The organism is Methylomonas sp. DH-1 (genome assembly GCF_046097555.1).
Taxonomy (GTDB): domain Bacteria; phylum Pseudomonadota; class Gammaproteobacteria; order Methylococcales; family Methylomonadaceae; genus Methylomonas; species Methylomonas koyamae.
Map to the genome: position 1 here is coordinate 4,299,227 of NZ_CP143089.1, position 15,489 is coordinate 4,314,715.

At 58.3% G+C, this 15,489-nt stretch carries 13 protein-coding genes; 4 read left to right on the top strand and 9 right to left on the bottom strand.

From position 1 onward, the window contains the following. Window positions 1–162 precede the first annotated feature (162 nt). The 7 genes from VXJ35_RS19675 to gcvH all read right to left on the bottom strand — a co-directional run bounded on the left by VXJ35_RS19675 (window position 163) and on the right by gcvH (window position 6,260). The gene (locus tag VXJ35_RS19675; protein ID WP_064022864.1) at window positions 163–2,529 is read right to left on the bottom strand and encodes a phosphoketolase; all 2,367 of its coding nucleotides are present in this window, start codon (window positions 2,527–2,529) and stop codon (window positions 163–165) included. A 72-nt stretch (window positions 2,530–2,601) separates the two neighbouring features. Next, window positions 2,602–3,120 carry a hypothetical protein gene (locus VXJ35_RS19680; protein ID WP_054763604.1) on the bottom strand — a complete coding sequence of 173 codons (519 nt, stop codon included), beginning with the start codon at window positions 3,118–3,120 and terminating at the stop codon, window positions 2,602–2,604. A gap of 99 nt (window positions 3,121–3,219) precedes the next feature. Continuing rightward, window positions 3,220–3,669, bottom strand: coding sequence for a hypothetical protein (locus tag VXJ35_RS19685; RefSeq protein ID WP_064022865.1), 450 nt, complete (start codon window positions 3,667–3,669; stop codon window positions 3,220–3,222). Window positions 3,670–3,672: 3 nt separating this feature from the next. Next, window positions 3,673–4,476 (bottom strand): nucleoside triphosphate pyrophosphohydrolase, encoded by an 804-nt coding sequence (gene mazG / locus VXJ35_RS19690; RefSeq protein ID WP_082881013.1) that lies wholly within the window; start codon window positions 4,474–4,476, stop codon window positions 3,673–3,675. Beyond that, window positions 4,473–5,405 carry a carbohydrate kinase family protein gene (locus VXJ35_RS19695; RefSeq protein WP_064022866.1) on the bottom strand — a complete coding sequence of 311 codons (933 nt, stop codon included), beginning with the start codon at window positions 5,403–5,405 and terminating at the stop codon, window positions 4,473–4,475. The genes mazG and VXJ35_RS19695 overlap by 4 nt, the downstream gene beginning before the upstream one ends. A 102-nt stretch (window positions 5,406–5,507) precedes the next feature. Beyond that, window positions 5,508–5,867 (bottom strand): diacylglycerol kinase, encoded by a 360-nt coding sequence (locus tag VXJ35_RS19700; protein ID WP_064022867.1) that lies wholly within the window; start codon window positions 5,865–5,867, stop codon window positions 5,508–5,510. A gap of 9 nt (window positions 5,868–5,876) precedes the next feature. After that, the gene (gene gcvH, locus VXJ35_RS19705) at window positions 5,877–6,260 is read right to left on the bottom strand and encodes a glycine cleavage system protein GcvH (RefSeq protein WP_064022868.1); all 384 of its coding nucleotides are present in this window, start codon (window positions 6,258–6,260) and stop codon (window positions 5,877–5,879) included. 145 nt (window positions 6,261–6,405) lie between these two features. On the opposite strand from gcvH, the gene VXJ35_RS19710 reads away from it, so the two are divergent. Beyond that, entirely contained in the window at window positions 6,406–7,470 is a 1,065-nt protein-coding gene (locus tag VXJ35_RS19710; RefSeq protein ID WP_231914787.1) for an efflux RND transporter periplasmic adaptor subunit, read from the top strand. Window positions 7,471–7,485: 15 nt separating this feature from the next. Here VXJ35_RS19710 and VXJ35_RS19715 read toward each other — a convergent pair whose 3' ends face one another. Together VXJ35_RS19715 and VXJ35_RS19720 are read right to left on the bottom strand one after the other, a co-directional pair. Further along, window positions 7,486–8,526 carry an MJ1255/VC2487 family glycosyltransferase gene (locus VXJ35_RS19715; protein ID WP_064022869.1) on the bottom strand — a complete coding sequence of 347 codons (1,041 nt, stop codon included), beginning with the start codon at window positions 8,524–8,526 and terminating at the stop codon, window positions 7,486–7,488. Next, window positions 8,523–9,047, bottom strand: a complete 525-nt coding sequence (locus VXJ35_RS19720) for a phosphatase PAP2 family protein (protein WP_064022870.1) — start codon at window positions 9,045–9,047, stop codon at window positions 8,523–8,525. The genes VXJ35_RS19715 and VXJ35_RS19720 overlap by 4 nt, the downstream gene beginning before the upstream one ends. Window positions 9,048–9,338: 291 nt before the next feature. Between VXJ35_RS19720 and VXJ35_RS19725 the strand changes: the two genes are divergently transcribed. The 3 genes from VXJ35_RS19725 (at window position 9,339) to VXJ35_RS19735 (ending at window position 15,483) form a co-directional block, all read left to right on the top strand. Further along, complete coding sequence (locus tag VXJ35_RS19725; protein ID WP_064023616.1) at window positions 9,339–10,796, top strand: TrkH family potassium uptake protein; 1,458 nt, start codon at window positions 9,339–9,341, stop codon at window positions 10,794–10,796. A gap of 103 nt (window positions 10,797–10,899) precedes the next feature. After that, window positions 10,900–11,829 carry a protein translocase subunit SecF gene (gene secF / locus VXJ35_RS19730; protein WP_064022871.1) on the top strand — a complete coding sequence of 310 codons (930 nt, stop codon included), beginning with the start codon at window positions 10,900–10,902 and terminating at the stop codon, window positions 11,827–11,829. Window positions 11,830–11,883: 54 nt separating this feature from the next. Next, window positions 11,884–15,483 (top strand): FAD-dependent oxidoreductase, encoded by a 3,600-nt coding sequence (locus tag VXJ35_RS19735; RefSeq protein WP_064022872.1) that lies wholly within the window; start codon window positions 11,884–11,886, stop codon window positions 15,481–15,483. Window positions 15,484–15,489 lie beyond the last annotated feature (6 nt).

Below are 15,489 nucleotides of genomic sequence, written 5' to 3' on the forward strand. Positions count from 1 at the left end.
AGTCGGAAGTTACGTTTGCCTAAAAATTACACTTAAATATCTGACCGAGTGCAAAAGATTTAGGCTTGGCCGGGCAATCCTGCTGCCCCAGCACAGGATTAGCCATCAAAAACATAAAACAACAAACCCAGCCACATTGATTGGAATTGATAGATCGCGGCATCACGGCCAAATCCAATCATCCGCCTCCGGCAAATCCACGCCGTGCTCGTAGGCGTAATGCCGGCATTCGAGCTGCATATCGCGCATTTTTTCCTTGACGTGGGCGCCGGCGACTTTTAGCCCAGGCAAACGGTCGATCGCATCGATCACCAGACTAAAGCGGTCGATTTCGTTTTGAATCGCCAACTCCAGCGGGGTGTTGATGCTGCCCTTTTCCTTGTAGCCGCGCACGTGCAGATTTTTGTGGTTGGCACGCCGATAAGCCAGACGGTGGATCAGCCACGGGTAGCCGTGGAAGTTGAACAGAATCGGTTTATCCAGGGTAAACAGACTGTCGAAATCCTTGTCGCTCAAGCCGTGCGGATGCTCGCTGGTCGGCGTCAGTTTGTACAAATCGACGACGTTGACGAAACGCACTTTCAAATCCGGGAAATGCTGGCGCAGAATCACGGTGGCGGCCAACGCTTCCTTGGTCGGTATGTCGCCGGCACTGGCCATCACCAAGTCCGGCTCGGTGCCGGCATCGTTGCTGGCCCATTCCCAGATGCCGATGCCTTTGCTGCAATGCTTGATCGCAGCGTCGATATCCAGATATTGCAAATGTTTCTGTTTGTCGGAAACGATGACGTTGACGTAATTGGTGCTACGCAGGCAATGGTCGGCAATCGCCAACAGGCAATTGACGTCCGGCGGCAGGTAGATGCGGGTGACCGCCGGGCTTTTGTTGACCACCAAGTCCAGGAAGCCGGGGTCCTGGTGGGTAAAGCCGTTGTGGTCCTGGCGCCAAACGGTCGACGTAATCAACAGATTCAACGACGACACCGGCGCCCGCCACGGCACGGCCTGCATCATTGCCAGCCATTTGGCGTGCTGGTTGAACATCGAATCTATGACGTGGACGAAGGCCTCGTAAGTCGAGAAAAAACCGTGGCGGCCGGTCAATAAATAGCCTTCCAGCCAGCCTTCCAGCGTGTGTTCGGACAGCATTTCCATGACCCGGCCGTCGGGCGACAACTCGCCGCCGTCTGCATCCTCCGGCAGATAATCGGCCAGCCAGGTTTTCTTGCTGGCGGCATAAATCGCATCCAGCTTATTGGAGCTATTTTCGTCGGGACCGAACACCCGAAAGTTGTGCATATTGTCGGCCATGATGTCGCGCAGGAACTGGCCGAGCGGCCGGGTGTTTTCGGCGCCGATTTTGCCCGGTCCGGGCAAGGCCACGGCGTAATCGCGAAAGTCCGGCATCCGCAACGCCCGCCGCAACACGCCGCCGTTAGCCTGCGGTATCGCGCTCATTCGGCGCTGGCCTTGCGGCGCCAGCGCTTTCAGTGCCGGAACTAATTTGCCGTCGGCATCGAACAATTCCTCCGGTTTGTAGCTGCGCAGCCAGTCTTCCAGTTGTTGCAAATGCGCCGGGTTTTCGCGCACAGCCGCCATCGGCACCTGATGCGCGCGCCAGAAGCCTTCGACTTTGCGGTTGTCTACAAACTTGGGACCGGTCCAGCCTTTCGGCGAACGCAACACAATCATCGGCCAACGCGGCCTTACTACTTCGCCGCCATTGCGCGCGGCCTGCTGAATCTTGCGGATTTCCAGCAAACAGGTTTCCAGCGTCTCGGCCATTTTCCGGTGCATCGCCAGCGGCTCGTCGCCTTCCACAAAATACGGGGTCCAGCCGTAGCCTTTGAACAAATCGTCCAATTCCTGATGCGAGATGCGCGACAGCAAGGTCGGATTGTTGATCTTGTAGCCGTTCAAATGCAGGATCGGCAGCACCGCGCCGTCGCGGGCCGGATTCAGAAATTTGTTGGAATGCCAGGACGTGGCCAGCGGTGCAGTCTCCGCTTCGCCGTCGCCGACCACGGCCGCGACCAGCAAATCCGGGTTGTCGAAGGCCGCGCCGAAGGCGTGGGAAATGCTGTAGCCCAACTCGCCGCCTTCGTGGATCGAGCCCGGCGTTTCCGGCGTGCAATGGCTGCCGATACCGCCCGGAAACGAGAATTCCTTGAAGAACTGGCGCATGCCCTCTTCGTCTTCGCCTTTGTTGGGGTAAATCTCGCTGTAAGTGCCTTCCAGATAAGCCGGGGCCAATACGCCGGGCGCGCCGTGGCCGGGGCCGGCAATGAACAGCACGCTCTGGTCGTAGCGCTTAATGATCCGGTTCAAATGCACGTAGGCAAAGCTCAAGCCGGGGCTGGAACCCCAATGGCCGAGCAGGCGGCGTTTGATATGCTCGGGCTGCAAGGGTTGGCGCAGCAACGGGTTGTCGCGCAGGTAAATCATACCGGCGGCCAGATAATTGCAGCCGCGCCAATAGGCGTCGATCTGTTGCAATTCGCTATCGGAAACTAAAGTTGTCGTAGTCATTGCTGCTTCACCGTTGGAGTAAAAATGTAGCGTAGTAAATTTTCGATACGGACTGATAAGTGCACAGCGCGGTCAAGCCAAGGCGTAACCGCCGGCACCGCTTAGTTGCCGGGTGCGGGCATAAGTTTCCTGAATGATCAAAGCATCGGTGCTGGCGCGATGCCGGTGCATGGCAAATTCCTGGATCACCTGGCGCTTGGTTTGGCTCCAGATTTCCATTTGAGTTTCCTTCAATATCAGCTCCAACGCGCTGAGGTAAAAACTCGGTTGCAGGCCGGATTGGTAAAACAGGCGGGACAGCCACGGTTTGTCGACCACCCAACCGTCGCAATAAACGGTTCTGTCGGCCAAGAATTCGTTGAGTTCGACGGCGACTTGCCGAATCGGTTTGCCGTAGTCCAGCAAAGTGTCCCGGCTCAGGCCGTGCACCTGTTCCGCCTGCTCGTCCCAATACACCCAGTTACCGGCCGGCCGAATCAACGCGCAGTATTTTTGCCCGGAACCCAGTACCACGCCGACTTCTATCGGATAACTGTCGTTGCCGAATCCGGACGCTTCGAAATCGAGTACATTCGGTCTGATGGGCTGCATCTGCGTATCCTTTTGCAACGGGGTTAACCAGGCTAAGCCTAGCGCAAACCCAGCCGCAGCGCCCGGATTTTGTCGGGCGGCGACTGGGCCGGACAGCCGTTATTTACGCTGCCTTTTATGGCTGGCGTTTTTTTTCGAGGCAGCCTTGGCTTTCTTGGCGGATTTGGCGGGCGCATGCCTGTTGGCACGCGTGCTTGCGGCTCGGGAAGGCCGGGCCGCGGCCGGAATCGCCTTTGCCGGCTCGGCGGCTTCGGCCGGATCGTCCTGGTCCGCCGGCAAGTCGGGTGTCGGCAGGCTTGCCGGGTTATCGGCCGCGCCGGTGTCGTCGACAGCGGTGTGGTCGCAATCCGGCAAATCCCGGTCCTCCGCCGAGCAGATCACCCGGTACACGATGCGGCGGCCGTCGTTTTTGCCGGCCGGGGCCGGTTCGGGCTGCGGTTTCGGCGCGGTGTCGTCGGAGATGCTACCCAGCAATTCGGCCTTGGCCGGTAGCGCCGCGGCCAAAACCAGAGCCAAGCCGGCTATGTGCGAAAAAGAGATGCCGCTCACGCCTCAAACCTGCTTCAGCTCGCGCTTGGCCCGATTCCACAAGCCGTCCAGCTCGGCCAGTTCGCAGTCGCGCAATTGGCGGCCGGACGCGGCGACCTGCTTTTCGATGTAATTGAAGCGGCGGGTGAATTTTTTGGTGGCATCGCGCAGCGCTATTTCCGGATTGACTTTCAAATGCCGGGCCAGATTGACCGCCACCAGCAACAAATCGCCGACCTCTTCGTGGATGTGGGCTTGATCGCCGGATCGCCAGGCTTCGTGGACCTCGTCGAGTTCCTCGCGGACCTTGTCGAACACCGGCTCGGCTTCGGGCCAATCGAAACCATGGCTGGCGGCGCGGTTCTGGATTTTCTCGCATTGCACCAGGGCCGGCAGGCTGTGGGCGACGCCGGCCAGCACGCTTTCCGGCTGGGATTCCGCCTGCTTCTGGCGCCGCTCCTTGGCCTTGGCTTCGTCCCAGGCTTGTTGGCGCTGCTCGTCGTTGTCGAACTTGACGCCGGCAAACACGTGCGGATGGCGGCTGACCAGTTTCTGGCCGATGGCCGCCGCGACTTGTTCGAAATCGAACAGGCCGCGCTCCTGGGCAATTTGCGAATGAAACACCACTTGCAGCAACAGATCGCCCAGCTCGCCGCGCAAATCGTCGAAATCGTTGCGCTCGATGGCATCGGCCACTTCGTAGGCTTCTTCGATGGTATACGGGATCAAGCTGTGAAAATCCTGCTTCAGGTCCCAGGCGCAACCCCGTTCGGGGTCGCGCAAGCGGGACATCAAGGCCAGCAGATCCTGGGTTTTCTGTAAACTCAAAACGTCGAACCGAAGGTTTCCTGATAGCGTTTTTTGAATTCCGCCATCGTGAAGGTGTGGTTCTGGGTGCCGTTGTGCTCGATTTTGATCGCGCCCAGCAGCGAGGCGATGCGGCCGGTAACCTCCCAGTCGTAATCGTTGATCAGGCCGAACAGCAAACCGGCCCGGTAAGCGTCGCCGCAACCGGTCGGATCGAGAATTTGTTTTGGGCTGGCCGGCGGGATGTCGATGATTTCGCCGCGGGTATAGACTTTGGAGCCTTGGCTACCCAAGGTCACGATCAAGGCGTCGACTTTTTCGGCGATTTGTTCCGGCGCCAGGCCGGTGCGCTGTTGCAGCAGTTCGAACTCGTAATCGTTGAAAGTGGCGTAATTGGCCTGCTCCAAAAACTGCAGCAGTTCCGCGCCATCGAACATCGGCATGCCTTGGCCCGGATCGAAAATAAACGGAATGCCTTGCTCGACGAATTGCTGGGCGTGTTCCTGCATGCCTTGCTTGCCGTCCGGCGAGACGATGCCGATCGTGATTTCCGAGTCCAGCGGCACGCTGTTGAAATGCGAGAAATTCATCGCCCCCGGATGGAAAGCGGTGATCTGGTTATCGTCCTGGTCGGTGGTGATGTAGGCCTGGCCGGTGTAATGGTCGTCCAGCACCTTGATGTAGCGGCTGCTGATGCCGCATTGGCTGAGCCATTGCGCATACGGCTCGAAATCGTGGCCGACGGTAGCCATGATCCACGGCTCTTCCTGCAACAGCTTCAGATTGTAGGCGATGTTGCCGGCACAGCCGCCGTATTCGCGCCGCATCGCCGGCACCAGAAACGACACGTTCAGGATATGGACTTTTTCCGGCAGGATGTGGTTTTTGAATTTGTCGTGAAACACCATGATGGTGTCGTAGGCCATGGAGCCACAGATCAATGCACTCATTGTTTTCCTTTGGGTTTGACTAAACTTTAGCGGCCCCTAAGGTAACGGATGTTGCTAACCGGTACAAGATAGCAGGCGAAACAACGAAAAGCCGGCTTTCGCCTACAGTAATATCATGCCCCAGGTCGCCGCCGCCCAGATCAAGGACAGCATCACCGCCGCCGAGCCGATGTCCTTGGCCCGGCCGGACAATTCGTGGTGTTCGAAACCGACCCGGTCGACGACGGCTTCGACCGCGGAATTCAATAGCTCCACCAGCAGCACCAATACCACGCTACCTATCAACAATACCTTTTCTATCGCGCCTTGCCCCAGCCACAATGCCAGCGGCGTCGTCACCACGAATAACGCCACTTCCTGGCGAAACGCCTCCTCGTGTTGCCAGGTCGCCTTGAAGCCGGCAATCGAAAAAAAACAGGCGTTGATCAAGCGCCGCAAACCCTTTGCGTTTTGGTTAGCCATCGGTGGTTCTTATGCCTCTATCAAATTTTGGTAGCCCTGCGCGTCCAATAATTGGTCGAGTTCGGCAGGGTCGTCGGCCTGGATGCAAAACAGCCAGGTTTGGTAAGCGTCTTCGTTGACCAGCTCCGGTGCATCCTGCACTGCTTCGTTAACTGCAACGACGCTGCCGCTGACCGGGCTGAACAAATCGGATGCGGTTTTGACCGACTCGACCACGGCCAATTGCTCCTGGGCTTTGACGGCGCGGCCGACCTCGGGCAGGCCGATGAAGACGATGTCGCCCAGTTCGGACTGGGCAAAATCGGTGATGCCAACCCGCACCAGGCCGCCGTCTTCCAGCTTGGCCCATTCGTGAGTTTGCGCGTATTTCAAATTCTCTGGTGCTTCTGTCATGGGATATCTCTCTGGCCGTAATCAATCCGAAACAGGATAACCGGCTAATTTTTTAACACAACAAAAAAATGCAGGGCCAGCCGCGGCGAACCTTATAATTCCGGCCAACTCCGCCCCGGCCGGCGGCCACTGCCGCCGGCCGGGATTGTTCATTCAAACCGTCATCCAGTTCATGCGTAGCGCTTATGCCCTGGCCTGCTTGTTAGGCAGTTTCTCACTATTGGCGGCAGCGGCCGCAACAGACGGCGACGACGCGCCGGCGCCGGCGCCGGCGCCGGCGAAAACCGCAGCGGCTCCGGCTCGGCCGCAAGGCGATACGCTGGAGCTGGACGCCGCCGGCCAAGCCTTGGCCGGCATTCGCAGCGAACCGCTGCGGGCCGCGCGCCGACAACCGGAGACCACCGCCTACGGCACGGTGCTGAATCCGGAGCCGTTGTTGGCGGTGCGCCAGCAGTTTCTGGCGGCCAGCGCCCAGCAAGCCGGCGCCCGTTCCCGCTTCAGCGAAGCCGAACATAACCTGAACCGCACCCGCGACCTGCACCGCCAGGACATCGTTTCGACCCGACGCCTACAAGAACAGCAGGCGATACGCGATGCCGACCAAGCCAATCTGGCCGCCAACAGCTACCAGCAGCAACTGATCGTCGCCAACAGCCGGTTAACCTGGGGCGACACGCTGACCGAGTGGTTTACCCGCCCCGAACATAAAGCCGCCGCCGAACTGCTCGAGCACCGGGCGCAACTGCTGCAAATCACGCTGCCGGCCGGCACTCGGCTGGAACCCGGAACCGCCCGGATTCAAGCCGACCCGGCCGGACAACGCCAAACCGCGCTTAGCGCCGACCTGGTCTCGGCGGCTCCGCAAGCCGATCCGGTCACGCTGGGCCAGCGTTACTTTTTTAAATGCAGCCAATGCCGCTGGCCGCTGGGCACGCACATTACCGTCTGGCTGCCCAGCGGCCCAGCCGGCGAAAGCGGCGTCGATGTGCCGCAGTCGGCACTGGTCTGGCATATGGGCCAAGCCTGGGTGTTCGTCAAAACCGATGCGACCCATTTCAGCCGGCGGCCGCTGGCGGCCTATTCCGCCAACGGCGCGCACTATTTCGTCGGCGAAGGCCTGCATCCCGGCGAGGAAATCGTCACCGCCGGCGCGCAAACCTTGTTATCGCAAATGCTGAAGGCGCAGATTCCGGAGGAAGACGACGATTGACGGCAACGCGCGAGGCTAGTGCTTGACTTGCAACACTTCGACCGATTCCCAAACCCGTTCGACGAACTCGGTGTCCATGGCCGGCATGCCGGCGTTGATCCACTGCACGATAATCTTGGCGACGTTCGGATAGGTCACCCGCAGGCTGTGCGGATTATGCAGCCAATCCTCGATCACTTGCGGCGCCAGGTCGAACATGGTGTGGCCGTATCCGAGCTGCTTCAGCGCTTTGGCATTGGAGATCTGTTCCATCTGCGAGTGCAGCGGCTTGACCAGAATTTTCTTGCCCAACTGCAAGGACTCGCTCGCCAGCTCGAAACCGGCGTTGCTGATGATGCCGGCGCAATCGTATAAATCCCGCTGAAAGCCGTCGCGCGACAAAGGTTTGCATTGCACGTGCGCATACTTCGAGACGGCGGGTTGCGGCGAGTAGACGTGGAACTCGAAATTTTCGAACGGACACAACAGCCTGACCACTTCGTCGCCGTCTTCGAACGGCAGATACACCACGATCTTGTTGGCCTGCACCTGCTGCGGCAATTCCGGGGTTTCGATGATGGGCGGCAGGATCGGCTGACCGAAGTGGTGCCAATGCAAGCCGATGCCGATGTCGGCCGGTGCAAAATATTTCATGACCCGGTCGGCGATCGGGTCGCCGCCGGCACGCGGAATCTGGTGGCCGAATGCGTATTGATGGCCGATACCGAGCACTTTTTTCTGCTGCCGTTTCGCGGCCCAGGCCGTAACCGGCTCGAAATCGCTGATGACCAAATCGTAGCCACTCAAATCCAGACTGCCGATATCTCTGACGAAGCGGATCGGGCTGGCCTCGAGCGCGGTTTTCAGGTAGCTGACCTGGCCTTTGTGGGTGTTGAAGGTCAAACCGGTTTTCACCCGGTAGCCGTTGAACACTTCCATGTCGAAATATTGTTCCGCCGGGCGGCCGCTGAACTGAAAGTCCACCTGGCAACCGGCCGCATACAATTCCTTTGCCATGACCCGAGCCCGGGTAATGTGGCCATTACCGGTACCTTGCACACCGTAAAAAATTTTCATGATAAAACGTAATTGAGGCTAAAAAATGCGGTGCCGACACCCAGAAACATGCCCATCAACGTGTCGGTCGGAAAGTGCACGCCGAGCACGACCCGGGACAAGCCGACGGCGGCGGCCCAGCAATACAACGCAGTCGCCAGTTGCGGCAGGCAATAGCCGAACAGGGTTGCCACCATGAACGCCGCCGAGGTATGGCCCGAGGGAAAACTGAACTGGTCGGCCGGCTTGATCGCACTTTGAAAGTTGCTGAGCGCTTGCTGCGGGCGGTTGCGTTTAAAACCCTTTTTCAACGCGAAATACACCGGCCTTTCGATCAGAAACGCCAGCACCATGGCTTGCAACAGCCCGTCCTGGCCGCCGCGGTCCCAATACAGCCAGCCGGCCGCCAGCACGTACAGCAAACCGTCCGCCGTCCGAGAAATTCCTCGGCACACCGGCATCAGGCTGGTACGGATCGCGACGGCGTTGACCCAGGTGAACATCGTCACGTCGTATTTGTGTATGGAATAAATCAGTTTCATGTCCGGCCCTCCGGGGTTGATTGCGCAGGTCGACCGCGACTGCCGCGCAAGCTGAAAATCTTGGATTTTCCGTATGTTCGAATTCCCTAACTGCAGTGCCAGCTTAGGATCGGTTTGTGACAGGCGAATGACGCTTTGTTTAAGGTTTTGTGACAGGGCCAAATTCGGGATTGTTTGTTACAATTGCCGGCTGCGGCGCGTCCGGCCCTTCTGCCTGCCGGCCCCGATTTTCCGGCCCGCGCTTTTCCATTAATCGGCAACCCTCCTTTCGGATCGATTCAGGCGGCAAACATGCAACGTTTTTGTACCCTCGGTTTTGTGCTCGGCCTGATTCTGATGGTGTTCGGTTTGACTTATACCCTGCCGATTGCGACGTCTTTGTATTTCGACGACGGCATGGCCGAACACTTCGTCAACGGCATGTCTTTGAATATCGGCGTCGGCAGCCTGCTATCCGGCCTGACCATGCGTTTTCGCGGCGAAGTGAAGACCCGCGACGGCTATTTGTTGGTGGCATTGTTCTGGATATTGATGTCGGCGGCGGCAACCATGCCGTTGCTCTGGGGCATCCCGGGCTTGTCGTTTACCGACGCGTTTTTCGAGTGCGTGTCCGGCTTTACCACCTCCGGTGCCACGGTGTTGGTGGGCCTGGACCATCTGGCGCCATCGCTGAACCTGTGGCGGCACGAAATGGTCTGGATCGGCGGTCTGGGTATCATCGTGTTGGCCGTGGCGATTCTGCCGCTGTTGGGCGTCGGCGGCATGCAGTTGTACAAGGCCGAGATTGCCGGCCCGGTCAAGGACAGCAAGATCACGCCGCGCATCACCGAAACCGCGCGCTTGCTGTGGCTGGTCTACGCTGGCGGCACGGTGTTGTGCACGTTGAGCCTGAAACTGGCCGGCATGGGCTGGTTCGATGCGCTCTGCCACGCGTTTTCCACGCTGGGCCTGGGCGGATTTTCGACCCACGACGCCAGCATCAGTTATTACAATTCTCCGGCGATCGAATTCGTACTGGTCGTGTTCATGCTGATCTCGGCCATTAATTTCGCCACGCATTACACGGTGGTGCATCAAATCAGCCTGAAGCCCTACCTGCTGGATCCGGAAGCGATTCCGATGCTGGGTGTGGTGTCAGGCAGCATTCTGCTTTGCGCCGGCTACTTGTGGCATTTCGAAACCTATCCAGATTTTTTCGAGAGCCTGCGCCACGTTGCGTTCAATTTGGTCTCGGTCGCCACCGATTGCGGCTTCATGAGCGCGGACTACGACCGCTGGCCGCCCTTCGTGCCGTGGTGGATGTTGTATTTGAGCTGCATCACCGCCTGCACCGGCTCGACCGGCGGCGGCATCAAGATGTTCCGCACCCTGTTGCTGTGGAAGCAGGCCGGCCGGGAAATGTTCAGCATTCTGCATCCGCGCGCGGTCAATCCGATCCGGATCGGCGATACCCCGATCGCCAACAAGATCATTTTCGCGGTATTGGCCTTCATCTTTCTGTATTTCATTTCGATCGTCGTACTGACCTTTTCGCTGATCTTTTCCGGGCTGGACCCGATTTCGGCGCTGAGCGGCATTATCGCCTGCATCAATAACGCCGGCCCCGGCTTGAACGTGATCGGCCCAGCGCAGAATTACGGAGTACTCAGCGATTTCCAGACCTGGATTTGCTCGATCGCGATGCTGCTGGGACGCTTGGAAGTATTCACGCTGCTCGTGCTTTTTACACCCACGTTCTGGAGAAAATAGTACAATTCGCCGGACCAATTCTGCGTCGGCCCGGCCAACTGCGCTCGTTTTGAGCCGGCCACAGGCTACAAAAATCTCAATTCTAAAATCAGGAACATTTGACATGACTTCCGCCCGACATATCGACTTTCTCAGCAAAAGAAAAATAGCCTTTTTCTTTTCCGGCAGCCTGCTACTGATTTCGGTCATTTCGTTTTTCGCCAAGGGCTTGGATCTGGGCATCGATTTCACCGGCGGCAGCGTCTACGAGATGCATTACAACCAAGCCGCCGATCTGGACAAGATGCGCGCCACGTTGGAACAGGAAGGTTTTGCCGACGCCAATCTGCAGCATTTCGGCAGCGCGGCGGACGTGCTGATTCGACTGAAGCCGGTAGAGAACATCAGCCAAAAGGAACTTAGCGAAAAAGTCCTGAAAGTCGCCAACAGCAGCCAAGCCCAGCCCGGCGAAATGCGCCGCGTCGAGTTCGTCGGCCCGCAAGTCGGCGAAGACCTGATCAACGACGGCGGCTTGGCGCTGCTGTTCGCTTTTATCGGCATCATGGTTTACGTCAGCGTTCGCTTCGAGTGGAAACTGTCGCTGAGCGCTATCGCCGCGCTGTTCCACGACACCATCATCACCATAGGCTTTTTCTCGGTGTTCGGCTGGGAGTTCGACATGACGGTGCTGTCGGCGATTCTGGCGCTGATCGGCTACTCGATCAACGACACCATCGTCGTCTACGACCGGATCCGGGAGACGGTCCACACCAGCAGGATCAAGGAATCGATCAACGAAATCGTCAACACCGCGCTGAACGACACCTTGAGCCGGACCATCCTGACCTCTTTGACCGTATTCCTGACCTTGCTGGCGCTGGCATTTCTGGGCGGCAAGACCATCCACGGCTTCGCCATCGCAATGTTGATCGGCGTCGTTAAGGGCACTTATTCCTCGATTTATATCGCCAGCTCGTTGGCGCTGAGCCTTGGCCTGACCCGCGAAGACTTGATGCCTCCGGCCAAGGACAACGTCGTCGACGACATGCCTTAATTGGCCGCCTTATTCCGATTCCCAACTTCGAGCGTACATTCACGGACTAACTTGATGACCCAACAGCTAAATACTCGCGAACTGACTCAACTGACTCTCGGCATCCCCGGCTTCGAATACAAAGACCTTTACGACAGCAAACGCCTGGCCGATTTGTTGTCCGTGTTCGACCAATCGGTCAAGCAACACGACTCGGCTCTGTTCGACGAGATCGCCGCCTACCGCGCTTGCGGCGGCGCCGGCATGAAGCCGGAAGACATATCGGATCTGTTGGTCAGAACGGCGCCGCTGGTCGGCACCTTCGTTGCCAAGCTGTTCAACGTTGAAGACGTACGCGACCAGCAAATCGGCCATATTCGCGGCGAGTTCGACAGCGTGTTTACTTACCGCACCCAGATCGTTGGCAACCTGGCCAAACTGTTCAAAGGCCAAACCATCGACGGTTGGGATATAGCGGCATTGCGCGCTGAAATGGACGGCCTGCTGGCCGCCGCCGGCAAAACTGAGTTGTTCGACACCGATCCGGAATTGGCGGTTAGTCAATTGGGCGCCGACCTGTGGCGGGCGACGCAGCAGGAAAACCCCAGCGCGGCAGATGCTGCTGCCTACGATACGGTTTGCCGCTGGAGCTTTGCCGCCAAACAGACCCCCGAATTGCAAAGCCTGGTCGCAAAATGGCTGAGCTTTAAAGTCCCGGAAAAAACCAATCTGGAAAATCTGGTCGACCACGAAAGCGTGGCGCAAAACGGTTACGACGTTTGGGCCTGCGACGACCACCATCACCGCCGCCGCGACGGCTTTGCCTTGACCGACAAGCGCTTCAACCAGCGCCAGGCCTTGTACGAAGTCGACCATTGCATCTATTGCCACGACCGCGACAACGACTCCTGCTCGAAGGGCATCAAAAACAAAAAAGACGGCACGTTCAAAACCAACCATTTGAACGCGCTGATGACCGGCTGCCCGCTGGAAGAAAAAATTTCCGAAATGCACGTCGTCAAACGCCAGGGCGACAACATCGGTGCGCTGGCGATGATCATCATCGACAACCCGATGTGCCCCGGCACCGGCCATCGGATTTGCAACGACTGCATGCGCGGCTGTATCTATCAAAAAACCGAGTCGGTCAACATCCCGCAAATCGAAACCAACGTATTGACCGACGTGTTGTTCATGCCGTGGGGCTTCGAGATTTACAGCCTGCTGACCCGCTGGAACCCGCTCAACGTCAAGCGCCCGGTCGCCCTGCCCTACAACGGCAAAAACGTACTGGTCGCCGGTATGGGCCCGGCCGGTTATACCTTGGCGCATTACCTGTTGAACGAAGGCTTCGGCGTAGTCGGCATCGACGCGCTGAAAATCGAGCCGCTGCCGTTGCATTTGACCGGCGACCGCAACAACCCACCGCTGCCGATCATCGACTTTAAGGATCTATACGAAGATCTGGACAAACGGGTCATGCTCGGCTTCGGCGGCGTCGCCGAATACGGCATTACCGTGCGTTGGGATAAAAACTTCCTGAAAGTGATTTACCTGACCCTGCTGCGCCGCAACGCCTTCAAATGCTACGGCGGCATCCGTTTCGGCGGTACCGTAACGATAGAAGAAGCTTGGGAACTGGGCTTCGACCATATCGCCATTGCCAGCGGCGCCGGCAAGCCGACCATTATCGACCTGAAAAACAATATGACCCGCGGCATCCGCAAGGCCTCGGACTTTTTGATGGGCTTGCAATTGACCGGCGCCGCCAAGGAATCCTCGCTGGCCAATCTGCAGGTGCGCCTGCCGGCCGGCGTCATCGGTGGCGGTTTGACCGCCATCGATACCGCCACCGAATTGTTGGCTTACTATCCCGGCCAGGTCAGCAAAATCCTGCACCGCTACGAGAAACTGGTGGCTAAATACGGCGAAACCGAAGTCCGCCGCCGTTACGACGCCGAGGAATTGGAAATTCTGGAAGAATTCCTGGCCCACGGCCGCGTCATCGAACAAGAACGCGAACGCGCCGCCGCAGCCGGCGAGACGCCGAATTTCCTGCCGCTCCTGAAACAATGGGGTGGCGTGACCTTGTTCTACCGCAAAGGCATCAAGGATTCGCCGGCTTACCGGCAAAACCACGAAGAGATTCACGAAGCTTTGTCCGAAGGCATTTTCCTAGCGGAGGGCATGAGCCCACTGGAAGCGATCGAAGACCAATACGGCCACCTGAAAGCCGTCCGTTTCGAGAAACTGACCGAGCAGGAAGGCCGCTGGCGCAAAACCGACGAAGTCGAAGTAAGCCTACGCGGCTTGTTCATCGCCGCCGGCACCGCACCGAACACGATCTACCAATCCGAGCATCCGCGCACTTTCGCGATGGAAGGCAAATTCTACAAACGCCACGAACCGGACTGGTTGGACGGCAAAGCGCAACTGGCGCCGATGGCCGACGACGCCCAAGTCAAGGTCGGCAAACCGGCGCCGTTTACCTCCTACCAAAGCGAAGGCCGCTACATCACCTTCTACGGCGACAACCACCCGGTTTACGCCGGCAACGTGGTTAAAGCGATGGCCAGCGCCAAAGACGGTTATCCGTATATCGTCAAATTGTTCGCCAACGAACTGGCTGCGCTCGACCCGGCCCAACAAAGCCAACGCGACGCCCAACTGCACGGCTTGCAAGACAAACTGGACGAGTTGTTTTTGGCCCGCGTCGTCGAAGTCAATCGCCTGACGCCGACCATTATCGAAGTGGTGATCAAGGCCCCGGCAGCGGCCAAGCATTTCGAACCCGGCCAATTCTATCGGGTGCAGAATTACGAATCGCTGGCCCCGGTGGTCGAAGGCACCACGCTGGCCGCGGAAGGCTTGGCGTTGACCGGCGCCTGGGTTGACAAAGAAAAAGGCCTGGTATCCTTGATCGCATTGGAAATGGGCAGTTCCAGCCGCCTGTGCGCGACCTGGAAACCCGGCGACCCGTTGGTGTTGATGGGCGTCACCGGCGCTCCGACCGAAATTCCGACCGGCAAAACCGTATTGCTGCTGGGCGGCGGTTTGGGCAACGCGGTACTGTTCTCGATCGGCAAGGCCATGCGCAATGCCGGCAATAAAGTGTTGTACTTCGCCGGTTACCGCAACCGTATCGACTTGTTCAAGGTACCGGAAATCGAGGAAGCGTCCGACGTCATCGTCTGGGCCGTCGATAACATACCGGGCAACGACGCGATTCCAGTGACCCGGCCGCAGGACAAGACCTTCGTCGGCAACATCGTCGAAGCGATGGTCGCCTACGCCGAAGGCCAATTAGGCGAAACCACGCTGAAATTGCAGGATGTCGACCATCTGATCGTGATCGGCTCCGACCGCATGATGGCAGCGGTCAAAGCGGCGCGCTTCGCAGCGCTGAAACCGTATTTGAAGACCGACCACGAAGCGGTCGGCTCGATCAACTCGCCGATGCAGTGCATGATGAAAGGGGTCTGCGCGCAGTGCTTGTGCAAGCACGTCGATCCGGAAAGCGGCGAGGAAAGCTTCATGTACTCCTGTTACAACCAGGACCAAGCCTTGGACTACGTGGACTTTCCGAATTTGAACGCCCGCTTACGGCAAAATACCGTGCAGGAAAAACTGTCGTCGTTGTGGTTGACTTACTTGCTGGAAGCGGCCGGTAACTAAACCTTT